19 protein-coding genes and 1 rRNA gene are annotated in these 21,614 nt (G+C 63.5%); 7 read left to right on the forward strand and 13 right to left on the reverse strand.

The annotated features are described in order from the left end of the window. Positions 1 to 441 precede the first annotated feature (441 nt). A 16S ribosomal RNA gene (locus EDD25_RS08240) occupies positions 442 to 1,976 on the reverse strand. A gap of 775 nt (positions 1,977 to 2,751) precedes the next feature. Between EDD25_RS08240 and EDD25_RS08245 the strand changes: the two genes are divergently transcribed. Then, positions 2,752 to 3,327: a hypothetical protein gene (locus EDD25_RS08245; protein ID WP_134172845.1), complete on the forward strand. Its 576-nt coding sequence runs from the start codon at positions 2,752 to 2,754 to the stop codon at positions 3,325 to 3,327. Between the two features lie 41 nt (positions 3,328 to 3,368). On the opposite strand, the gene EDD25_RS08250 is transcribed toward EDD25_RS08245, so the two are convergent. Both EDD25_RS08250 and EDD25_RS08255 read right to left on the reverse strand, forming a co-directional pair. Continuing rightward, positions 3,369 to 3,680, reverse strand: coding sequence for a protealysin inhibitor emfourin (locus EDD25_RS08250; protein WP_134172846.1), 312 nt, complete (start codon positions 3,678 to 3,680; stop codon positions 3,369 to 3,371). Beyond that, a complete protein-coding gene (locus tag EDD25_RS08255) occupies positions 3,677 to 4,753 on the reverse strand; it encodes a M4 family metallopeptidase (RefSeq protein ID WP_241986599.1) in 1,077 nt (358 codons plus the stop codon). Before EDD25_RS08255 ends, EDD25_RS08250 begins: the two co-directional genes overlap by 4 nt. A gap of 193 nt (positions 4,754 to 4,946) precedes the next feature. Between EDD25_RS08255 and EDD25_RS08260 the strand changes: the two genes are divergently transcribed. The 3 genes from EDD25_RS08260 to EDD25_RS08265 are packed head-to-tail and all read left to right on the forward strand — an operon-like array spanning position 4,947 to position 7,586. Continuing rightward, a complete protein-coding gene (locus tag EDD25_RS08260; protein ID WP_166671243.1) occupies positions 4,947 to 5,927 on the forward strand; it encodes a zinc metalloprotease in 981 nt (326 codons plus the stop codon). A 42-nt stretch (positions 5,928 to 5,969) separates the two neighbouring features. Then, positions 5,970 to 6,263, forward strand: a complete 294-nt coding sequence (locus EDD25_RS17515) for a hypothetical protein (RefSeq protein ID WP_166671244.1) — start codon at positions 5,970 to 5,972, stop codon at positions 6,261 to 6,263. Positions 6,264 to 6,299: 36 nt separating this feature from the next. Further along, the gene (locus EDD25_RS08265; RefSeq protein WP_134172848.1) at positions 6,300 to 7,586 is read left to right on the forward strand and encodes a M28 family metallopeptidase; all 1,287 of its coding nucleotides are present in this window, start codon (positions 6,300 to 6,302) and stop codon (positions 7,584 to 7,586) included. A 35-nt stretch (positions 7,587 to 7,621) separates the two neighbouring features. Here EDD25_RS08265 and EDD25_RS08270 read toward each other — a convergent pair whose 3' ends face one another. The 5 genes from EDD25_RS08270 to EDD25_RS08290 form a co-directional block, all read right to left on the reverse strand. Then, complete coding sequence (locus tag EDD25_RS08270; protein WP_134172849.1) at positions 7,622 to 8,137, reverse strand: hypothetical protein; 516 nt, start codon at positions 8,135 to 8,137, stop codon at positions 7,622 to 7,624. Positions 8,138 to 8,355: 218 nt separating this feature from the next. After that, positions 8,356 to 9,573 carry a formaldehyde dehydrogenase, glutathione-independent gene (fdhA, locus tag EDD25_RS08275; protein ID WP_134172850.1) on the reverse strand — a complete coding sequence of 406 codons (1,218 nt, stop codon included), beginning with the start codon at positions 9,571 to 9,573 and terminating at the stop codon, positions 8,356 to 8,358. A gap of 198 nt (positions 9,574 to 9,771) precedes the next feature. Next, positions 9,772 to 11,826 (reverse strand): phenylacetic acid degradation bifunctional protein PaaZ, encoded by a 2,055-nt coding sequence (gene paaZ / locus EDD25_RS08280; RefSeq protein WP_134172851.1) that lies wholly within the window; start codon positions 11,824 to 11,826, stop codon positions 9,772 to 9,774. A gap of 41 nt (positions 11,827 to 11,867) precedes the next feature. Further along, entirely contained in the window at positions 11,868 to 12,758 is an 891-nt protein-coding gene (locus tag EDD25_RS08285; RefSeq protein WP_134172852.1) for a 3-hydroxyacyl-CoA dehydrogenase family protein, read from the reverse strand. Beyond that, entirely contained in the window at positions 12,758 to 13,942 is a 1,185-nt protein-coding gene (locus tag EDD25_RS08290; RefSeq protein ID WP_134172853.1) for a thiolase family protein, read from the reverse strand. The genes EDD25_RS08285 and EDD25_RS08290 overlap by 1 nt, the downstream gene beginning before the upstream one ends. A gap of 264 nt (positions 13,943 to 14,206) precedes the next feature. On the opposite strand from EDD25_RS08290, the gene EDD25_RS08295 reads away from it, so the two are divergent. Beyond that, the gene (locus tag EDD25_RS08295; protein ID WP_134172854.1) at positions 14,207 to 14,794 is read left to right on the forward strand and encodes a hypothetical protein; all 588 of its coding nucleotides are present in this window, start codon (positions 14,207 to 14,209) and stop codon (positions 14,792 to 14,794) included. Between the two features lie 56 nt (positions 14,795 to 14,850). Here EDD25_RS08295 and EDD25_RS17950 read toward each other — a convergent pair whose 3' ends face one another. From EDD25_RS17950 to EDD25_RS08310, 5 genes are all read right to left on the reverse strand, one after another. Then, the gene (locus EDD25_RS17950; protein WP_241986598.1) at positions 14,851 to 15,114 is read right to left on the reverse strand and encodes a hypothetical protein; all 264 of its coding nucleotides are present in this window, start codon (positions 15,112 to 15,114) and stop codon (positions 14,851 to 14,853) included. Beyond that, positions 15,063 to 15,497 carry an amidohydrolase family protein gene (locus EDD25_RS17955; RefSeq protein ID WP_243834553.1) on the reverse strand — a complete coding sequence of 145 codons (435 nt, stop codon included), beginning with the start codon at positions 15,495 to 15,497 and terminating at the stop codon, positions 15,063 to 15,065. Before EDD25_RS17955 ends, EDD25_RS17950 begins: the two co-directional genes overlap by 52 nt. Before the next feature lie 9 nt (positions 15,498 to 15,506). Further along, positions 15,507 to 16,001: an amidohydrolase family protein gene (locus tag EDD25_RS17960; protein ID WP_198418906.1), complete on the reverse strand. Its 495-nt coding sequence runs from the start codon at positions 15,999 to 16,001 to the stop codon at positions 15,507 to 15,509. A 167-nt stretch (positions 16,002 to 16,168) separates the two neighbouring features. Further along, positions 16,169 to 17,065, reverse strand: coding sequence for a DUF2891 family protein (locus EDD25_RS08305; protein WP_241986596.1), 897 nt, complete (start codon positions 17,063 to 17,065; stop codon positions 16,169 to 16,171). Positions 17,066 to 17,251: 186 nt separating this feature from the next. Beyond that, entirely contained in the window at positions 17,252 to 17,539 is a 288-nt protein-coding gene (locus tag EDD25_RS08310) for a helix-turn-helix transcriptional regulator (protein WP_134172855.1), read from the reverse strand. A gap of 109 nt (positions 17,540 to 17,648) precedes the next feature. Between EDD25_RS08310 and EDD25_RS08315 the strand changes: the two genes are divergently transcribed. Together EDD25_RS08315 and EDD25_RS08320 are read left to right on the forward strand one after the other, a co-directional pair. Then, on the forward strand, positions 17,649 to 19,193 hold the full coding sequence (locus tag EDD25_RS08315; RefSeq protein WP_134172856.1) for a proton-conducting transporter transmembrane domain-containing protein: 1,545 nt from the start codon (positions 17,649 to 17,651) through the stop codon (positions 19,191 to 19,193). Beyond that, a complete protein-coding gene (locus EDD25_RS08320) occupies positions 19,190 to 21,613 on the forward strand; it encodes a DUF2309 domain-containing protein (RefSeq protein WP_134172857.1) in 2,424 nt (807 codons plus the stop codon). The genes EDD25_RS08315 and EDD25_RS08320 overlap by 4 nt, the downstream gene beginning before the upstream one ends. The last annotated feature ends 1 nt before the right edge of the window (position 21,614 follow it).

The raw sequence follows: 21,614 nt of genomic DNA on the forward strand, positions 1-21,614 counted from the left end.
AAGTGATGATCGAAATTGACCAATGATCACGCACTTATAAATAAGTGCATAGATCTTTGTAATCCAACGGACCAAAGTCCGTCAAATTTAAGATGCTCGCGTCCACTGTGTAGTTCTCAAAGTACGGGCGGTACCCCAACTGCCGGCCATTGATGCCAACAGAAAAGGATCCAGAGGAACAGTTCATACCCGGTCTCAACAAACTCGACCAACGATATGTTCCGGTCCCTCAGGACCCAACAGCGTGCACATACAATTCTCTCCGAACCCGAATCCTCCAACTCCCCCGTGTAAACACCGGAAAGCGTACTAACTCGAGAACGACCGTCCTCATACCAATGTCAATGTTCCACCCATGAGCGCCATCCACACCGTTCGGCGTGGCATGACTGGCATCTTTGATCTCCCTGTATACAGAGGAGAGATGCACGTGCTCCTTAGAAAGGAGGTGATCCAGCCGCACCTTCCGGTACGGCTACCTTGTTACGACTTAGTCCTAATCACCGATCCCACCTTCGACAGCTCCTTCCCACAAGGGGTTAGGCCACCGGCTTCGGGTGTTACCGACTTTCATGACTTGACGGGCGGTGTGTACAAGGCCCGGGAACGTATTCACCGCAGCGTTGCTGATCTGCGATTACTAGCGACTCCGACTTCATGAGGTCGAGTTGCAGACCTCAATCCGAACTGAGACCGGCTTTTTGGGATTCGCTCCACCTTACGGTATTGCAGCCCTTTGTACCGGCCATTGTAGCATGCGTGAAGCCCAAGACATAAGGGGCATGATGATTTGACGTCATCCCCACCTTCCTCCGAGTTGACCCCGGCAGTATCCCATGAGTTCCCACCATTACGTGCTGGCAACATAGGACGAGGGTTGCGCTCGTTGCGGGACTTAACCCAACATCTCACGACACGAGCTGACGACAACCATGCACCACCTGTATACCGACCTTGCGGGGCGACTGTTTCCAGCCGTTTCCGGTATATGTCAAGCCTTGGTAAGGTTCTTCGCGTTGCATCGAATTAATCCGCATGCTCCGCCGCTTGTGCGGGCCCCCGTCAATTCCTTTGAGTTTTAGCCTTGCGGCCGTACTCCCCAGGCGGGGAACTTAATGCGTTAGCTGCGACACGGAGACCGTGGAATGGTCCCCACATCTAGTTCCCAACGTTTACGGCATGGACTACCAGGGTATCTAATCCTGTTCGCTCCCCATGCTTTCGCTCCTCAGCGTCAGTTACGGCCCAGAGATCTGCCTTCGCCATTGGTGTTCCTCCTGATATCTGCGCATTCCACCGCTACACCAGGAATTCCAATCTCCCCTACCGCACTCTAGTCTGCCCGTACCCACTGCAGGCCCGAGGTTGAGCCTCGGGTTTTCACAGCAGACGCAACAAACCGCCTACGAGCTCTTTACGCCCAATAATTCCGGACAACGCTTGCACCCTACGTATTACCGCGGCTGCTGGCACGTAGTTAGCCGGTGCTTTTTCTGCAGGTACCGTCACTTCCAGGAAAACCCAGTCACTTCTTCCCTACTAAAAGAGGTTTACAACCCGAAGGCCTTCGTCCCTCACGCGGCGTTGCTGCATCAGGCTTGCGCCCATTGTGCAATATTCCCCACTGCTGCCTCCCGTAGGAGTCTGGGCCGTGTCTCAGTCCCAGTGTGGCCGGTCACCCTCTCAGGCCGGCTACCCGTCGTCGCCTTGGTGAGCCATTACCTCACCAACTAGCTGATAGGCCGCGAGCTCATCCTTGACCAAAATTCTTTCCACCAAGAAAGATGCCTTCCAAGGTCGTATCCGGTATTAGCTACAGTTTCCCGCAGTTATCCCAGAGTCAAGGGCAGATTGCTCACGTGTTACTCACCCGTTCGCCACTGATCAGAGAAGCAAGCTCCTCATCACCGTTCGACTTGCATGTGTTAAGCACGCCGCCAGCGTTCGTCCTGAGCCAGGATCAAACTCTCCGTAAATGTTGAATAGCTCCCCAGTCGAAACCAGGTGCCCATCTAGTGCAGAAACCCGCCGGAATAGGCGAAGAAACTGCAAGTTTGAAACTAGCAAGAACAAATCATTACTGACTTGCTTTTGTTATTTTGCGTGGTCATTAACCACGACTTCAATTGTTATTCCAAAGGAATCTCTTAGCTGCGCACCCGCTAGAAACGGATACAACAACCACGAGGTTTTTGGCATTTGACATTGTGCACGCTGTTGAGTTCTCAAGGATCGGACGCACCCAGCTTCGAACCCTAATGGGCTATCTCGCTGAGGCAACTTGTCTAACTTAGCCACCCTGCTCGCCGCTGTCAAGTCGAGCGAAACGCACGTTCCAGGCCGCCGAAGCACACCACAAAACCCACGACTCAGACCAGGAAACCAGCGAGATGGAAGACTTACAATTCTAAACCACGAGACAACATTCATACAAGATGAACAACGGCTGTCTTCACGGCGTCGAGATGGTCCCGCATGAGGCCGAAAAGCTAAGCAGCTTTCCGCACCTGTGGGGTGACTTAGAAGACATTACGGCCATTCCCCACACGCCGCAAATCCACACCCATTTACCCACATCCCGGGCGCGCCGCCGCATCTGGTGCCTTTTCTCGGGTCATGTCCTCATTCATGCCGACTGCGCCTGAGCGGGGGCGCTGCTAACTTTTTCACACCGGGGCAATCGGACGTCTTAGGGCGCCCAGTCAGGTCCTCGGCACTCCGCGATGTGCGAACCGATTGAGGAACCGCCTCATGAGAATCACGTGCCCCTACTGCCGCTCCGATGCCAGTCTCACTCCGAATGCGGCCCATATCGATAAGGGGCCGCTTCCCCTCTACGTGCTTAACTGTTCGGGCTGCGACCGAACCAGCGTGCGGCGCGACAACCAGGAGCTTCTCGTGGCTGCCCTGGTCGGAACGCGGCACGGCAACGGCACTCACGAGCTCAGGGTTACCGCTGAGCATGGCGGACTCGTGTATTTTCACACCGATCCGACCGGTCGCCGTTCCCCCACCCTCGAACATTCCGCCCTGCTGGAGTTCGTCACCCGAAGCATTGGTGCCTCACAGTCCTTCACTCTCCTGCTGCGGACAGTTGAGGTCGGGGCACGCTACGCCTCACCGCGCGGCAACATTCCGTATAAGGCGGTGCGCGGGTGGGTTGTGATCGACGGCGAGATCCACGCGCTGACACGCACGGAAGTATGGGAGGCCTCGTGCGAGGAGGCGGACCATGAGGTGCCCTCCGGGCCAGAGGCCGGCGTTCACTATGTGGATGCCGACAACATCAACCGCCCCTATCGGTGGCGGATGACCCCCGTCCGCTAGCACCTCGCAGCCGGTGTCCCCCACGGCCACGGCTCAATCGACTACGACTCGATCGACTCAACGCGCTCCGGCCGCTCGTCAACCCAGGCGAGAAGTTCGCGCACCCCCTCGGGGATCGTCGCGTCAGTGCAGCGGTAATGGTACTCGCGCTTCCCGTCCACGAGTGAGATGTCGTAAAGCTGCGCGTCCGGCCACGTGCGGTTGGCGCGTGGTTCGGTGAGGTTCCGCAGGCCGGCACGGTCGATTTCGGCGGCGAGCGTCGTGGCATCCGCTGGCGGAAGGACCGCACTGTCCAGGTCGGTACGCGCCACCATCCCGGCGAAACCGCCACCACGCCGCACGCATAATTTCATGACAGAACTCCCACCTCCACCCAGGCGGCGCGAACAATGGCTTGCTCCTGGGCACCGAAGAGTTCTCCGGCGGCATCGATCGTGAACTGCGCCGCCTCAGCAAATTGCGTATAGGCACCCAATTTGGTGGTGAGGGCGTTGTACCAAATCTTGCCCGCCTTCTCCCACGCCGATCCGCCCAGGCCAATAGCGGCGAGGTAGAACGCGTGATTGGGAATGCCCGAGTTGATGTGCACACCACCGTTGTCGTTTGCCGGGTTGTTGTCATCGGGCAGGTCCCGGTACTGATCCATGTGACGTGGTTGGTGGTCGCCCGCGAACGCCGTTCCGGGATTCTTCATGGAGCGTAGGGCGAGCCCCAGCGTGGTCACGAGAACGCCCTGACCGATCAACCAGTCGGCCTCGGCGGCCGTCTGCTTGAGGCCGTACTGTTTCACGAGGCTGCCGAAGACGTCTGAGAAGGACTCGTTGAGCGCGCCAGGCTGCTTGCTGTAGACGAGGCCCGCGGTGAACTCGGTGACGCCGTGCGTGAGCTCATGCGCGATCACGTCGATCGCCCTGGTGAGTCCGCCGATTTGGAAGATACGGTCGCTCCCGTCGCCGTAGACCATTTGGCTGCCGTCCCAGAAAGCGTTATCGAAAGCCACGCCGTAATGCACCGAGGAGATGAGCTCCATTCCCGCGTTGTCGAGGGACCTCCGGCCGAAGACGTCGCGAAAGAAGCTGGCGGTGGCCGAGCTGCCGTCGAAGGCCTCATTCACGGCAGGGTCTGCGTGGAGTGAATCACCGAGGGATCGTTTCTTGACGCCCGGGAGAAAACTGCGCCCGTGGGTCTCATTGTCGTAAACCGTGATGCCCTGCTCAGTGAGGGAGATGACCCCGATGAGGCCGATGTTCTGATTGAGTTCGCGACTGAATTGACCGATCAGGGCTCGGCGGGAACGGATCCCCGACGATGTGGCCATCGACGATAGGGCTGCTTCTCGTTCAGCCTCGGTGCCCTGCATGGCCAGCCACGCGAGAAGGTCGGGTGGGGCAATGCTGCAGTTCGGCCGACGTTGCGGCCCCGACATGTGATGAGGCGCTGAATCCAACTGGCGCTCTGGCATGATTCCCCTTTTCTCACGAATAGGCGGCGCGGTACGATACGCCCACAGTATGGCCTCCGCGTGCGGTGCGCTACCGTGGCGTCGATAACGCCGGAGTAACGCGAATCGGACCAGAATGCGGTATACGAAAACATCCAGTTTGTGAAAGGAACCAATCATGGCCAATGCCGTTTCCCGCGATCTGCCCACGACGCGTTACTGCGCCACTCCGGATGTTTACACTAAGCAGTTGGCCGAACAGCCCGGTTTTGCCGAGGCTCGTGTCGCCCTGGACGTGGAGGCGCTGCGCACCGTAGCGCGGGGCATCTTCGCGGCTCGAGCAGGTGTCACCCGCATTCCCGTGGTCGTTCACGTCGTGTGGCACGAAGACGACCAGAACATCTCCGACGAGCAGATCCAGAGCCAGATTGCTGTGCTCAACCAGGACTTCCGCAAGACAAATGCCGACATCATCAAGCTCCCCGAAGTCTTCCGGTCCCTGGCCGATGACGCCCAGGTGGAGTTCGCCCTGGCGACGACGGACCCGGGCGGCGAGGACACGGACGGAATCACCCGCACGCATACTGATACACGCTCGTTCACGTATGACGATGCGATCAAGTTCGCGTCGTCTGGCGGTGCGGACGCGTGGCCGGCGGACAAGTACCTCAACCTGTGGGTTGGTCGACTCAGCGGCGGTCTGCTGGGATACGCCCAGTTCCCCGGCGGCGAGCCGTCCACGGACGGCGTCGTTGTTCTCGACACCGCCGTTGGCACCGTTGGAACGGCGTCCCCGCCGTTCGGGCTTGGCCGCACCGCCACCCACGAAATTGGACACTGGCTCAACCTCAACCACATTTGGGGTGACGAGTCGGGCTGCGTGGGCACCGACAAGGTTGATGACACGCCCAACCAGGCGGACGCGAACGTCGGAAAGCCAGCCTTCCCTCATGTCTCCTGTGGCAACGGGCCGAACGGCGACCTGTTCGCGGACTACATGGACTACGTGGACGATGACGTGATGGTGATGTTCTCCGCTGGGCAGATTGCCCGCATCCAGGCATGCCTGGACGGGCCTCGCAACACCTTCGAGCTCGTTGAGGACAGCGTCCTGGCACAGCGGAACCGCGAGCGCCTGTCGGGCACGGACACGATGTGATCCACGCTGGCCGAACGCACCTCTGAGCGGAAGAAGCACAGCATGTCTGCGATGAACCATGAGCCAGCCATTCCCGCCGGCGAGTGGACTCACTCGCACGAAGAGGATGATGACGGGATTCTGGTTTATCGCCCCACGGAGTCTTTCCCGTTCCCGCCCACGCGAGGAGGGAGAGACTCCCTCCGGGTGAGCGACGACGGCACAATTGCGACGCTGCTCCCCGGACCGGACGATCGTCCACGGCCCACCGGATACCGGCTCGTCGATGACACGTCGCCCGATGCGATCACGGTTGTTGAATCGAACGCGGAGATTCTCAAGATTCGTCGACCGTGACGGAGACGCCGACGGTCCGGCAGGAAGGCAGGAGCCATGTACACCTACGTCATCGTTCCAGCATCCGTTGACCCCGCCGCTGGGCGGTCGGCACGGCGTGAACCCGGATTGAAATGGTGCCGCTTCGGAGACCGGGTAATTTATTGGACGACCGGAATTGCCCAGTCCTCGGCCGGTCGACGTGTGCGCACGCTGGGACCCGTGTCGCAGTCGAGTCAGGGTCTCCTGCACCTGGTGGTGCAGGCCGGTAACTCGTTCCGCGAAGAGTTCCCCGAGGTCCCCGTCATCCTCGATCGGGGACGCTATCTCGCCGTCGAACTCAGCGACGAGGAGTTCATGCGGGCTTCGGTCGGGAACCCCGCCCATTTCGGCGTTCGGCCGCTCCCTCAGAATTCCTCCATCGTGCGGGAGACGGGAGGCGCCGGTCGCCGCCTGCGTGCCGTGGACCCGACACTGACCATGTTCGCCAACGAGGTTTCCGCCACGCACGTCAAGGATTCCCTGGTGGCCCTCACCGGGTTCGGCACCCGTCATTCCCTGAGCCAGGGCTTCGTTCAGGCCGGCGCCTGGGTCACGGAGGTGCTGCAGTCGCTGGGGTACGCGGTCACGCGAGCCACCATCTCGGTGGGGGCGGGCGCGAGTTTCTCGGTCATCGGCGACAAACCGGGTCTTCGGGACAATCCCGAACTTGTTCTGGTGACCGCGCACCTCGATTCCACCAATCATGTGGACGGCCCTCTGGCACCCGCACCGGGAGCCGATGACAACGGCAGCGGATGTGCCGGTGTTCTTGAGATCGCCCGAATCCTGGCCGGCCGTGCGGATGACCAGGATCTGCGCCTGGTGCTGTTCGGAGGCGAGGAGCAGGGCCTGTTTGGAAGCGAGCAGTACGTTCGGGCGCTCAGCGAGCACGATCGCGGCCGCCTACAGGCCGTGATCAACATGGACATGGTCGGCACGCTCAACTCGGCCTTGCCGGGCGTGCTGCTGGAGGGGGGCCCGCTGTCGCAGGGGCTCATCGACGAACTCACGGCGAGCGCGCAGGACTACACCACGCTGGCTGTGGAGGTGTCATTGACTCCGTTCGCGAGTGACCATGTGCCCTTTCTCAACGCCGGGCTGCCCGCCGTACTCACGATTGAGGGTTCGGATTCCACCAACAACAACATTCATTCGAGCCGTGACACCCTCGATAGGGTCAACTACCCGCTGGCCTGCGAAATTATCAAGATGAACCTCGTGACCACGGCGCGGTTGATCGGCACCAGGGCCTCCATCGCGGATCTCGAGCGGTGGCGCCAGTCCACAACCAACGTTGACTGACGCGCACTGACCGAGGACCAATCGGCGCGATCAGATCAGAAGTGATCGGTACGGTGTTCTCGCAGGTGGTCGCGGATCTCATCCGCCTCCCGCGTGGCGGCGCGGCTCTCTTGCTCCCGCGCGGATTCGCGCAGGCACAGCGCGAGAGTCTCCAGCGAATCCGCGAGGTCGGTCGCCGTAGCGGAGAGAGGCGGGCCGTCTCGGCTCCCCTTCACGCGCATCCGCTGCATCGACACGGCTCGTTCACTCTCAAAAAGAGCCTTATCCCGGCGACCCACCTCCGCCAACCTCAGGGCGAAGACGTTAAGGGCTCGCGCGAGGGGTGCCGTGTCGTGCTGGGGATTCGCGTCGGCCTGCCGCTGATAGAGGTGAACGGCTTCCTGGGCGGCCAGCAGCGCCTTGCGAGCACTCAGTGCACTCGACAGACGGTTTGACAGCCGGGTGAGTGCGAGGGCCAGATCGGACTCCTGGGCTGGATCGGCTGCCGCCAATCGTCGGCACGCTTGTACGAGTTCTTCACTCGCCTGGACTGAACTGTCGTTTGGTGACACTGCACTCACCTGAAACCTCCTGATCGTTCGAGCAGCCGAACCGGCCATGTCACGGCCAGTATCGTTCTCCCGCCGCGCGCTGCATAGGCGTCAGGATCGTGGACCGCGACCAGGGTCCGGCCGTCCCCCGAACGCAGTCGCGGCCCGACCTGGGGACCCACGCACTCAGTCACACGGGTGACAGGATCGCTCAGTCGGGCCGCGAACGTTCGCGTCCGTTAGCTCTTCACATACCCATTCGGGTTGAGCACGTACTTCGTGGCCGCACCCGCGTCGAACTCCGCATACCCGCGCGGGGCATCTTCCAGACTGATGGCCTTGGCGTTGACCGCCTTGCCGATCTGTACCTTGTCGTGGAGGATGGCCATCATCAGCTGGCGGTTGTACTTCATCACCGGACATTGGCCGGTCGCGAAGGTGAGCGACTTGGCCCAGCCGAGACCGAGACGAATGGACAGGGACCCGACCTGAGCGGCAGCATCTTTCGCTCCGGGGTCACCCGTGACGTACAGCCCGGGAATGCCCAGGCCTCCACCCGCAGCGGTGACCGTCATAAGAGAGTTCAGCACCGTGGCCGGAGCCTCTTCGCCGGACGCCTTGCCATGGCCGCGCGCCTCGAAGCCCACGGCGTCGACGCCCGCATCCACCTCCGGCACGCCGAGAATCTGTTCGATCTGCTCCCCCGGCTCGCCCTTGGTGAGGTCGATGGTTTCGCACCCGAAGCTGCGTGCCTGCGCGAGTCGCTCCGGGTTCATGTCGCCGACGATGACGACAGCAGCACCGAGCAACTGCGCCGAGACCGCCGCCGCAAGCCCGACGGGCCCTGCCCCTGCCACGTACACGGTGGACCCGACCCCGGCACCGGCGGTGTAGGCGCCGTGGAAACCGGTCGGGAAGATGTCAGAGAGCATGGTGAGGTCCATGATCTTCTCGAGCGCCTGATCCCGGTCGGGAAACTTGAGCAGGTTCCAGTCCGCGTACGGAACAAGCACATACTCCGCCTGGCCGCCTACCCAGCCGCCCATGTCGACGTAACCGTAGGCGCTGCCCGGACGATCCGGGTTCACGTTGAGGCAGATGCCCGTCTTGCGTTCCTTGCAATTGCGGCAGCGACCGCAGGAGATGTTGAAGGGCACGGACACGATGTCCCCGACCTTGATGAATTCGACGTCGGGTCCCGCCTCAACCACTTCGCCGGTGATCTCGTGACCCAGAACGAGGTTCTTTGGCGCCGTCGTGCGGCCTCGCACCATGTGCTGGTCCGAGCCGCAGATGTTGGTGGTCACCGTGCGCAGGATGACCCCGTGGGGCACCTTGCGACCCACGTTGGCCGGGTTCACTCCCGGTCCGTCCTTGAGTTCGAACGTGGGGTAGTCGATGTCGATAACCTCGACTTCTCCCGCACTCTTGTAGGCAACTGCTCTGTTGGCCGTCATGAAGGTACCTTCCTAATTCTTTAGCCAACCGATACCCCGCAAGGGGCTGGTTGGCAGATGGATTTCTGAAGCGTGTTCCCCCACAGGGTATAGGGCGTGTGCGACACCAAACTGAGCACTAGCTCGGAAAATATGGGCAGACGGAGAACGCGATGAAGCCGCCGACGGATACTCCCGTCGACGGCCCGGCATGCGCTGTCAGTGCTTGGCGACGAGGGTGAGCACGTCGTACGAGGCGACCGTCTCATCGTTCTGGTTGGTGAGAATGGCGTCCCAGCGCACCTCTCCATACTCGTCGGTCTCCCGCGGCGTGATCTGCTTGGCCGTGAGCGTCACCCGGATACTGTCACCCGGGGAGACCGGCGTGAGAAAGCGCAGGTTCTCAAGGCCGTAATTCGCCAGGACAGGGCCCGGGGCCGGGTCCACGAACAGTCCGGCCGCCCACGACACGAGCAGGTACCCGTGGGCGACCCGACCGGGGAAGAACGGGTTGGCCGCGGCGGCCTCCTCGTTCATGTGCGCGTAGAACGTGTCACCGGTGAATTCGGCGAAGTGCTCGATGTCGTCGAGGTTCACGGTGCGGGATTCCGACACGATCTGGTCGCCGAGCGTGAGCTCCGCGAGGCTCTTTCTGAACGGATGCGTGTCGCCGGCATGGGTCGTTGCGCCCTGGTGCCAGATACCCGTGATGGCCGTGAGCATCTCGGGTGAACCCTGAATGGCGGTGCGCTGCATGTGGTGCAGTACCGCGCGGATGCCACCGAGTTCCTCGCCGCCCCCGGCACGGCCGGGGCCGCCGTGCACGAGCTGGGGAACGGGCGAGCCGTGCCCCGTCGACGTGCGGGCGTCGTCACGGTCGAGCACGAGGACGCGGCCGTTGAAGGCGGAAATTCCGGTCATGAGCGCCACGGCCACGTCTGGGTCGTGGGTGGCGATGCTCGTCACGAGCGATCCGCCGCCTTGCCGGACCAGCGCGATCGCTTCGTCGAGGGTGTCGTAGCCGAGCACGCTCGAGACCGGGCCGAAGGCCTCGACCTCGTGCACAGCATCCACGGCGGCGTCGAACCGCAACAGCAGCGGTGCGACGAAGGCGCCGTCGAGGGCGGGGGCGATGGTGCCGTCCGCGTGCACGATGGCCGGGGCATCCGTTGAGCCAACGACAAGCTCGCCGCCGGCGTCCTGCAGCCGGGCGACCTGGCGGAGCACCTCGGCGCGCTGCTCGGCGGAGACAAGCGGGCCCATCGTGACACCCTCGCCGCGCGGGTCGCCCAGCACGATGCGCGCGGCGATGCGCTTCTGCACGGCGTCGATCACGTCGCCCATGGCGGCACGGGGCACGATCACCCGGCGAATGGCGGTGCATTTCTGGCCGGCCTTGACCGTCATCTCGGTGACGACCTGCTTCACAAAGGCATCGAACTCGGGGGTCCCTGCCGTGGCGTCGGTGCCCAGCACCGAGGCATTGATCGAGTCGGTCTCGTTCGTGAACCGCACGCCGCCCGTCTGCACGGAGTCGCTCGCGCGAAGCTTCTCCGCTGTGGACGCGGAGCCGGTGAAGGCCACGAGGTCGCCGAGTCGAACGTCGTCGAAGAGGGTGGGGACGCTTCCGGAAACGAGTTGCAGCGAACCCTCGGGGAGCAGCCCGGAGTCGGCGAGGATGCGCACGAAGGCCTCCGCGAGGTACCCCGATGGCGTGGCGGGCTTCACGAGCGTTGGCACGCCGGCGAGGAAGGCCGGGGCGAACTTCTCGAGGGCGCCCCACACGGGAAAGTTGAAGGCGTTGATCTGCACGGCCACGCCGGGCAGGCGCGAGTAGATGTGGCGGGCGAGGAACGAGCCGTCTTTCGAGAGCGGTTCGACCGGCCCTTCCACGAATACCTTCGCGTTCGGCAGTTCGCGGCGACCCTTCGAGGAATACGTGAAGAGCACGCCAATGCCACCGTCGATGTCCACCCAGGAATCGACCTTGGTGGCGCCCGTGCGGCTCGAGAGCGCGTATAGCTCCTGTTTGCGTTCGGTCAGCAGCAGTGCCATCTGCTTGAGCAGCACCGCGCGCTGGTGAAAGGTGAGGGCGCCGAGCGAGGCCTGGCCCACCGTGCGGGCGTATTCGAGGGCGGCGCTGAGGTCGAGGCCCGCCGTGCTCACGCGAGTGACGATCTCACCGGTCGACGCATCGTGCACGTCGACGGCAACGGATGCCTCGGGTGGGGTGAACCAGGATCCCTGTATGTAGCTGGGCAGAATCTGTGTCATTTTGGAGGGCTCCTCAATGTGGAGAATGGGCGAAGTGGGTATCAGTCGGTCCAGGTGTAGAAGCCCTGGCCGGACTTGCGGCCGAGCTTTCCCTCGGCCACGAGCCGACGGAGCAGCGCGGGTGGCTCGAACCGGGCTCCGAGCTGGCTGTGCAGGTACTCGGCGATGCCGAGGCGCACATCGAGTCCCACCAGGTCGGTGAGTCTGAGCGGACCAACCGGGTGCTTGTATCCGAGCATCATGGCCGCGTCGATGTCCTCGGCAGAGGCCACACCATCTTCGAGCATGCGGATGGCCTCGAGCCCGAGAGCGACTCCGAGCCGTGATGAGGCAAACCCGGGCGCGTCGCTGACGGTGATGGGAGTCTTGCCGAGCGCGCTCACCCAGGCTTGGGCATCCACGATGAGTTCGGGTGACGTGCCCGTGCCGGCGACGAGTTCGACGAGGTTCGAGGAAGGCACGGGGTTGAAGAAGTGCAGGCCCAGGAAGCGCGCGGGGCGCTCCAGCTGGGCGGCGAGGTCGTCGATAGAGATGGAGGAGGTGTTGCTCGCGAGGGCGGCATCGGAGCCGAGCATGGCCTCGACCCGCTGCAGGGCGTCAATCTTGAGGGCCCGAACCTCCGGCACGGCCTCAACCACGAGTTCCCGGTCGGCAAAGGCCGCAAAGTCCCAGCCCACGTGCAGGCGACCGGTGAGGTCTTCGTGCGTCTCACCGGTGGCGCCCCGGGTGACGCTCGCCGTCACGGCACGAAGCACGCGCTCCAGGGCGGCATCGGCCTCAGCCTCGTTGCGCTCGACCAGGGCAACGTGCGCTCCGGCGAGCAGGAACGCGTGCGCGATACCCGCGCCCATCCGTCCGCCGCCCAGCACCCCGACGCGGTCGGGTACCCCATTTTCGCCGCGATCGCCAAGTTCAAGTCCCACTATGCTCATCAGACACGCTCCAAGATTAGGGCCGAGCCCTGGCCGACGCCCACACACATCGTGGCGAGGCCGTGCTGGGCATTTTCACGTTCCATGCGGCCGAGCAGGGTCACAACAAGTCGTGCTCCGCTCGAACCCAGGGGGTGGCCGAGGGCGATCGCTCCGCCATCGCGGTTGACGATCGACTGGTCAAGGCCCAGACGGCGGATGCTGGCCAGCGACTGGGTGGCGAAGGCCTCGTTGAGCTCGATGGCGCCAAGGTCGGCAATGCCCAGCCCGCTGCGATCCAGCACCTTGCGGGTGGCGGCGACCGGTCCAAGGCCCATGATTTCGGGGGCGAGGCCCACGCTCGCGCCGAAGACGATGCGGGCGCGCGGTACGAGGCCGTAGCGTTTGACGGCCTCGCCACTCGCCACAACCACCGCGGAGGCTCCGTCGTTGAGCGAGCTCGCGTTGCCGGCGGTGACCACTGATCCGCCCGAGACGATGGGCCGCAGCTTCGCGAGCCCCTCCAGCGTCGTGTCCCGTCGCGGTCCCTCATCGACAAGCACCACGCCGGCCTTCGTCGGAACGCCGACGATTTCGTCGACGAAGTGCCCGGCATCGATCGCGGCGGCGGCGCGCTGCTGGCTCTGCAGGGCGAAGGCATCCGCTTCGTCGCGGGTGATGCCGTCGAGGCGGGCCACCTCTTCGGCGGTTTCGCTCATGGAAAAGGTGGCCTTGTCGCGGGCCGCGAGGCGCGGGTTGACGAAGCGCCACCCGATGGACGTGTCGAACTGCGGCCCCGGCTTGGCCCAGGGGCGTTCCGGTTTGCCCTGCACCCAGGGTGCACGAGTCATGGATTCGACGCCACCGGCGACGATGAGGTCGGCATCTCCGGACCGAATGGCCTGGGCGGCCATCGTGATCGCGGAGAGGCCAGAGGCGCACAGTCGGTTCACGGTGATTCCGGGGATCTCGTCGGGCAGGCCCGCGAGAAGGGCGGCCATGCGCGCCACATTTCGGTTGTCTTCACCGGCCTGCGTGGCGGCACCGAAGATGATGTCGTCGATCCGCGCCGGGTCGATGCCCGCGCGGCGCACCGCTTCGGCGACAACGATCGCGGCGAGATCGTCGGGGCGAACACTGGAAAGCACTCCGCCGTAGCGACCGACGGGCGTGCGTGCTCCTCCAACGAGGTAGGCCTCTGCCATGGTTTCTCCTGACGACGGTGTCTGCGTGGATGCTGCGGTGAACGCGATGAATTAGTAACCGACCGTTCGGAAAGTAATTCTGGCAGATAGATGGCCGCGCGGCAACCTGTTTCTGCTGCAAGCACCATAGTTGGCGAGCCATTGACAGTCTCATGCTCTAGGACATAATCGGAGTAGCTGAACACCTTTCTGCCGAATGGAGTGTCGGATGTCTCTCCCTGTGGTGCTGCCAGCGCCAGCATCCACTACTGAAAGAGGACTGCCGTGAACACTGCCACCGAGTCGCTGACCGGGGTGATCGGAATAGACGGGCACGACGGAACGGGCAAGACCACGATCGCTCGCGCTGCCGCCCACGCGCTGAACGCCTCTTACCAACGGCCGTTCGGCGGCGAACGCGGGTCACTTCTGGCCAGGGCCGCTGATGCCGGCGACAGCGACGGGGTACTGCGAATCGGGGAAGCTGCGATAGCGGCGGCGATTTCGCGTGCCGGTCCGGTGCGTCCCCTTGTGGTGGAGCGCTCGTGGCTGACCGTGGGTTCGCTGGTGTCTGACGAGGAATTCTATGAACGCTGGCAGCTGTGGATACCGACAATCCTGTGTTGGGCCGACCTGCCAACGACCCTCGAACGCCTGGGCATGTGCGCAGAACCGACGGAATCCATGGAGCGGCACCGGCACTACGTTGACCGCTACCGCTGCATGGCCGAGGACCGCGGCTGCGTCATCGTCGACACCTCCAACGCGACCGACGACGAGGCGATCGCTGAGGTGGTGCGCGCTGCTCGACGCCTGCTCCGCTGGGCATCAGTCCCGTCGATGCAGTCCGGACGCGCCGGAGACATCCAATAACCGACACCGGGGGCTCTGACCAAAGATTTCGGGTGAGAGCTTTGCGAAAGAACGTCTCAGCCAGCAGCCTGGACCGGGAACTGGTTTCGGCCGTCTTTGCAGATGCGCTCGATCATGCGGGGAAGATCGTTGAGTTGGCCGACCGAGTTCAACGTTCCGTTCAGAACGACGTCGGCGACGGACGTCGGCGCGAGGCGTCCCACCGATCCCACAGGAGTGATGAGCTCACCGGCGATCGACGTGGTCGCGGCCAGCACCTGCTTGAGGCTCATGCCAACGCCGGCCAGCAGGGTGAGTTCCTGCAGGTTCTCGCCGTGCACGCCGACACCGGAATCGGTGCCCATGGCGCTACGGCCCCCGCGCTCACGGCCCGCGCAATGGATTCCCGGTGAACGCCGATGACCCGATGCGCCTTGTCGATGACGGCCGGTGAGAGGCCGCTGTTTCCGGTGGCCGCCTTACGAATCACGCCCTGGGGCGCCGCGAGAGTCGGTACGAGGTCCGCGTTCTTCTCGAGAAACAGGTCAATCGCTTCGTCGTCGAGGTAGATGCCGTGCTCGATTGTACGCACGCCCATTCGCAGCGCGTTCGTGATTCCGGCCGTGCCCTGAGCGTGCGCCATGACGTACTTCCCCTGGGCCTGGGCCTGGGCCTGGGCCTGGGTGAATTGTGAGTGTCCCGGGTCGTCAGTCGGCGACAACACTCCGCCGGTTTAACTGATCTTGATCTGGTCGGCCCTGGACCGCAGCATCCGTCTGGTTGCCTTGCGCACCTCGCCGACCCCGTCGGCGATGCCGCTCGGTCGACCGGGGTGCGAGCTCATGGTTGGGGAGACGACCCCGGATGGGTGCCAGAAGTCGGTATGGCCACCGGTCTGCGACATGATGCTGATGGCCAGACGCAAACGTGGGCCCTTGATCAGCCCGGAGTCGACGGCGACCTTGGTATCCAGATCAGCGCCTCCGGCATCACGCGCCGAGGTGATTCCGGCACGCAAGGTGGCCTCAAGGTTACGAACCGACTTATGGAGCTGCAGGGAAAACGGCTCGGTGAACGCCTGAAGTGAGCCCAGGTTCGACGTGGTCGCGTGAATGTGCAGGTCGATCATTCCGGGCAGAACCGTCTGGCCCGTGCAATCCACGACCGTCGCGCTCGCGAATTTCGCCGGCGCACCGACGTTCGGGCCCACGTTCGGGCCCACGGCCACGATCAGGTCGTCAGTGAAGACAACATCGGTCGACTGCGGCAGAAAGCGCCCGCCATCAAAGACGTGGGCATTCGTGAAAACCGTTCAGGGTGCAGACATAATCACTTTTCGTTGGGTGGCGACGCAACGTGTGCGGCCGCGAGACGGTTGGTGGCAACGAGGGCGTCTCAGGCAAAGGTTGCCAGCCAGTGCGACGACATGAAATCGGGTGCAACGGCGGCGGCGAGACCGGCGCGCAACAGCGGCTCGAGTGCCGTTCGCAGCGTGGACGCGCCTTCTGAACGGATGCCTGCATCCCAGCCCCCTGCGCCCTCAAGCGCTGCGAGAATGCGCGCGATCTGCCCTGCGCGTGACAGGTTCAGGCCGTGCAGGTGCACGAAATAACCGTCGCTCTCGTCGGTCACCCGAACAGGTTTGAGGATGCGCGAGTCGGCGGCCAGACCGGGCAGGAACGCGGTGAACCAGTCGGCGAACTCGTGCGGACCGAGGACGCGGCGCACGGGCCACTCGGCGGTAGCCGTCCATGCCACCACGAGGTCGGCGACCACGTCGACGAGGGGGTCAAGGGCGTGGCCCCACGCGCGAATCCGGGCATCCGTTGACTCGGCGCACACAGTCGCGAGCCGCAGCAGCCAGGCCCAGCCGTACGGCCGCTCCCAGCTGGGGTTTGAGCGCAGATACTCGGCTTCGACCAGCAGCTTCTCTGGCATGAGGGTGGCGGCGAGCGCGGCGCGGATTGCGGCATCACGGTCGGCGGACACGCCGTGCTCGAGCAGCGTGACCCCGAGATAGTGCATGTGCACGCAGGAATGCCAGTCGAAGGATGTGAAGAAGGCGAGGTGAATCTCGTGCGGAAGAGGCCGGTCCTCGGCGCTCCGGGTGGTGTGATGCGCCGAGTGCGGGAACGGGCGGGCCAGGTTGTCGAGCACGATGTCGGCATAGCGCGGCGCCATGGCGGCCAACTGGGCAACCGCATCGAACGCCACCCACGGCGCACGTGTGGCGGCTGCCGCACTCGGCAGAGCGTGATGCCCCGGCGCCTTCGCCTTCGGCCTGTCGGTCATGGTCCCCGATCCTGATCTGCCTTCGCTCGTTGCGTGCCTTGCGGCTTAAAACACAATCGGGACGGGAAGCATCCGCTGGCCCCATCGCACGACGCAGGGCAAAGAAGGGGCGCCGAGTCAGAAGCGGCAACGGCCGGCGCCGTTCGCAGATCCTCACGCGACCGCTTCGATCACGCGGCAGCGCGATCAGCTCTGCGGCGTGCGGGGTGAGAAAGCGGTCAGGAGTTCACCGATGCGGTGGTCGCTGTCGAGGGGGTGCCGCAGGGGCATGGCGGTGTTCAGGAGATAGCTGTTGCGGCGGCCCTCGCGCACGCGCTCAAGGTATCCGGCCTCTTCTAGTTCGGTGACAATGCGTTGCGCGGCGCGCTCCGTGACCCCCACCATTTCCGCGATATCGCGCAGTCGAGTGTTCGGGTTCTTGGACACGCAGAGCAGAACGTGGGCGTGATTGGTCAGAAATGTCCAGTGCGCCATGCACCGATCCTACTAGTGATGGCAGGAAGTATCTCCAAACGCTTCTCCTGAATTACATTACGTGCTATCGTTTTCTTGTTTTCGTTGACAGGTTATTAAGGAGTCCCCAATGGTCGAAACGGCGCTAGTGGCGTGCATACTGACAGCCCTGCTGCTGGCGATAATCAGCGGAGCCGTGGTGGGGCGTTGGTCGGCGGATGGGGCGGCCCGATGGGCCGCCTCCCTCGCACTCATCGGGTGGGTTGCGTCGATCTGGCTCATTCTTCTCCGCCTGACAGCGCCCGCTGCTCCGACCGGAGACGTGCTGATGGTGTGGCCAGGTGCGCTGATCGTGGACGGGTTGTCGCTCCTGATGCTGGTCTTTGTGTTGGGATTGAGCGCGCTGATCCAGTTCTTCGCCGTGCGTTACCTTCGCGGGGATACCCGACAGGTGTGGTTTGTCGTCACCGTCAATCTTGTGACGGCGTTCACCGCTCTGATGGTGTGCACCACCACGGTCCTTGGCTTCGCGATCGCCTGGGTGGCGGCAGGTGCAAGTCTGATCGCGTTGCTGGCCACCTATCCGCACCTGTCTCAGGCCCGTGATGGGGTGCGCCGAACCGCCGTGCGATTTCTGATCGGCGATCTTCCTTTCGTCGTGGCCGTGACGGCGCTCATGGTTGCGGCCGGCGGGGACGTGCCCCTCACCGATCTTGGTGAAAGGCTGGCCGAGTTACCGGCTTCTCTTGCCACGGTGGTTGCAATCCTGTTGGTGATACCGGCGCTCGCACGATCCAGTCAGGTGCCGTTCCACGGTTGGCTGCCGGCGACGCTGGCCGCCCCAACCCCGGTGTCCGCGCTGATGCACGCCGGGGTTGTCAACGCTGGCGCGATCCTGATACTGCGCTTCTCGCCCGCGATCGGCGAATCCGTTGCGGCGATGACAGTACTTTTCTCCGCGGGGGCACTGACATTGGGGTATGCGTCTGCGGTTCGGTTGATCAAACCGGATGTGAAGGGTCGCCTCGTTTTCTCCACCATGGCGCAGATGGGCTTCATGATGCTCGCTTGCGGCATGGGAGCATTCGCTGCCGCTGTGTTCCATCTCATCGCCCACGGACTCTTCAAATCCGCCCTGTTCCTCGGTGCTGGATCCGGTGTGGAAAGAGAGGCCACCCAGCGGTCGTGGCCGACCCGTCTGGTCACCCGCTGGCCCCAGGCAGCTGCATCCCTCGCGCTGGCAGTGGTTGTACCGATCGGGTCGATTGTCGCGGCCCGCTTTCTCCTCGGTATCGAGCTGTCGCCTGCGAGTCAGGCACTCCAACTGTTCGTCGTCTTCACCGCCGCAGTGGCTCTCGGAACCACGCTCTGGACGCACTTTTCGGCCAGCACGGCTCTCGTCGGGAGCAGCGCAATCATCGGGTTGACCTTCGGATACACCGCTCTCATCAACGCATTCGATACTGCCCTGAAATTCGCACCGGTACCTGCTGCGGTAAACGCGTGGTGGCTGCTCGTCCCGGGTGCCGCACTTTTCGCACTCCCGCTGCTGCGGCGGTTCCCGTCAGGCAACCGTGTCAGCCACCGTCTCTATGCCCTCACCCTCGCCGCCGGGACCCCGATCGCGGGTCCGCAGCGGCAACCGAATGCTGTTCCTGAAGGAGCCTTGTCATGAACCTCGAGATTAGGGCGGCAGTGGCCCGCGCCACCCGCACAGTCATCCCGCAATGGCCGCTGTCGTCGTTCATCGCGGTCAACCCATTGGGCGCGCACGAATTCGAAGATTTCGACCGGGTCGCGACCACTCGACCACGGAAGGCGTTCCTGGCCGACTATGAAACCGGGCGAATCACCGACCGTGATCTGACGACGGCGGTCCTGCAGCGTGTCCCCGAATTGACCGGCGCGGGAAACGTTGCCCTCGGCAACCGAGTGTGGACGGCGGCCGAACTTGTGGCGGCTGAACTGGTTCACGCCGACCATCATGGGATGGCGCCCTCGACGACAACTGAGCCTGACATCGTGGATGAGCTCGTGTCGAAATGGATTGCCGCCTACCTCGACCCGCACCCACTGTGGGAGATGCCAAACCGCCATCAGGGTCTGTGGGCGGCATGGACGGCCATGGGCTGCTACGACCCCCACCTCTCTGGAACGGCACAACGACGGCTCCGCGACCTGCCACACACCGCCGACGAGGGGCTCGCACACGCGCTCACGATGCTGGGGGTACACGGAAGCCAGACTGAGGCGGTTCTTCAGCGGGAAGCGCAACGACTGCCCGGATGGCTTGCACACATCAAGTGGCGGAGCGACCACGTCGGGGATATCGACGTGACCTCGTATCTGGCCATCCGCACCACTCTGAGGTGGGCGCTCGGCCTGCCCGCACCAGATGAGACAGCCACTCACCTGCCTGAATCGGCCACCGTGTGGGAGCGAGCCGCGTCGATCATCTCGATACTGTCGGAGTCTCCCGCATCGCCCGACACGCTCGCCCATGTGGCCCGCATTCTGGGTCTGCATCCCCCGCAGTTTCACGCATTCACGTGGCAGAACGCCTATGAAGATCACTATCGGCGGCAGCTCCTGGCCTCGCTATCCACAACAGCCAGCGGTCCCGCCGATCCAAGGTCACAGGTGGTGATGTGCATCGATGTGCGGTCGGAGGGTATGCGCCGCCACCTCGAAGCCGATCCCTCAATCGAGACCTACGGTTTTGCCGGATTCTTCGGAGTGCCGATCCGCTTTGCCCGTTACCAGGCCAGGGGCAGCATCGACGCCGTTCCCGCACTCCTTGCTGCTCGCCATATGGTGACCGAGGCCACGACCGACCTGCATCTCGCTCGGCGTCGTACGAGTGCGCTTCGGCTTCGGGATGCTTTCGCTGCCGGAGTGCATGCCGGTGAGACGGTCCCGGCGGCACCCTTTGCGCTGGCCGAGACGCTCGGCTGGTTCCTCGGGGCAGGCACTTTGCTTCGTACACTCTGGCCCAGCAGCACCCACACCGTGAAACGGCTCCGCCGACACACAACACCCACCATCTCCACACACGTGACCATCGCGGATGCCTTCACCCTCGACGAGCGGGTCGCTTTTGCCGAGACGGGCATTCGCATGATGGGCCTGGATCGCTTCGCCCCGCTCATCATTCTGGCCGGCCACGGGTCGACCAGCACCAACAATCTGTACCAGTCCGCGCTGGACTGCGGAGCCTGCGGTGGAAACCCGGGAGCCGCCAATGCCAGAGCTGCGGCCGCGATCTTCAACGACCCCGACGTACGCCGCCTTCTTGCTCACCGGGGACTCTCGATCCCGGACACAAGCTTCTTCGTGGCAGCAGAACACAACACCATGTCCGATCGCATCGACATATTTGATCACCATCTGATTCCCCGGAGCCACACGGTTGCCGTCAGCGATTTCCTGCACGCCCAAACAACGGCTTCCAATCTGCTCGTGGCCGAGCGATCAACACAACTTCCCGGCGCGACAGGACACTCCACCGCACGTGTGCGCCAACGCGCGCACGACTGGGCGGAGGTGTATCCGGAGCTCGGTCTCGCCGGCAATTCGGCCATGATCATCGGTCCCCGCGAGATGACGCGGGGAGTCGATCTCAAGCGACGCGTCTTCTTGCACTCCTACCGACCGGAATGTGACCTCGACGGTTCGGCACTGGAAACGATCATGACAGCTCCCTTGGTTGTCGCCCAATGGATCAATCACCAGTACTACTTCTCCACCGTCGACCAGAACCGCTGGGGGGCCGGCACGAAGACCCTCCACAACGCGATCGGAACGATCGGCGTGCTTTCCGGTCACACGGGCGACCTCCAGTCCGGCCTGCCGCTTCAGTCGGTGGCCATCGGCACCACGGGCCTGCACGAACTTATGCGGCTGAGCGTACTCATTCAGGCACCCCTTGACCGAATCGGCACCATCATCTCGCGCAACCAGGTTCTTCGGCACCTTTTCGACAACAACTGGATCACCCTTACCGCGCGCAACGACCAGAACAGCCCGTGGCGCCGGTACAGCACCTACGGGTGGTTCCCTGAGCCGCACCTCGACCCAACCACTCAAGGAGAGTAAC

Origin of the sequence: Cryobacterium psychrophilum (assembly GCF_004365915.1) — a bacterium.
Classification (GTDB): Bacteria; Actinomycetota; Actinomycetes; order Actinomycetales; family Microbacteriaceae; genus Cryobacterium; species Cryobacterium psychrophilum.

Bases quoted from the DNA above. Each gene is read 5' to 3' on its own strand.
- EDD25_RS08250 (WP_134172846.1), bottom strand. From the start codon at position 3,680: ATGAAATTATGCGTGCGGCGTGGTGGCGGTTTCGCCGGGATGGTGGCG.
- EDD25_RS08245 (WP_134172845.1), top strand. From the start codon at position 2,752: ATGAGAATCACGTGCCCCTACTGCCGCTCCGATGCCAGTCTCACTCCG.
- fdhA (WP_134172850.1), bottom strand. From the start codon at position 9,573: ATGACGGCCAACAGAGCAGTTGCCTACAAGAGTGCGGGAGAAGTCGAG.
- EDD25_RS08305 (WP_241986596.1), bottom strand. From the start codon at position 17,065: ATGACCGACAGGCCGAAGGCGAAGGCGCCGGGGCATCACGCTCTGCCG.
- paaZ (WP_134172851.1), bottom strand. From the start codon at position 11,826: ATGACACAGATTCTGCCCAGCTACATACAGGGATCCTGGTTCACCCCA.
- EDD25_RS08265 (WP_134172848.1), top strand. From the start codon at position 6,300: ATGTACACCTACGTCATCGTTCCAGCATCCGTTGACCCCGCCGCTGGG.
- EDD25_RS08310 (WP_134172855.1), bottom strand. From the start codon at position 17,539: ATGGCGCACTGGACATTTCTGACCAATCACGCCCACGTTCTGCTCTGC.
- EDD25_RS08320 (WP_134172857.1), top strand. From the start codon at position 19,190: ATGAACCTCGAGATTAGGGCGGCAGTGGCCCGCGCCACCCGCACAGTC.
- EDD25_RS08315 (WP_134172856.1), top strand. From the start codon at position 17,649: ATGGTCGAAACGGCGCTAGTGGCGTGCATACTGACAGCCCTGCTGCTG.
- EDD25_RS17515 (WP_166671244.1), top strand. From the start codon at position 5,970: ATGTCTGCGATGAACCATGAGCCAGCCATTCCCGCCGGCGAGTGGACT.
- EDD25_RS08260 (WP_166671243.1), top strand. From the start codon at position 4,947: ATGGCCAATGCCGTTTCCCGCGATCTGCCCACGACGCGTTACTGCGCC.
- EDD25_RS08255 (WP_241986599.1), bottom strand. From the start codon at position 4,753: ATGTCGGGGCCGCAACGTCGGCCGAACTGCAGCATTGCCCCACCCGAC.
- EDD25_RS08290 (WP_134172853.1), bottom strand. From the start codon at position 13,942: ATGGCAGAGGCCTACCTCGTTGGAGGAGCACGCACGCCCGTCGGTCGC.
- EDD25_RS08285 (WP_134172852.1), bottom strand. From the start codon at position 12,758: ATGAGCATAGTGGGACTTGAACTTGGCGATCGCGGCGAAAATGGGGTA.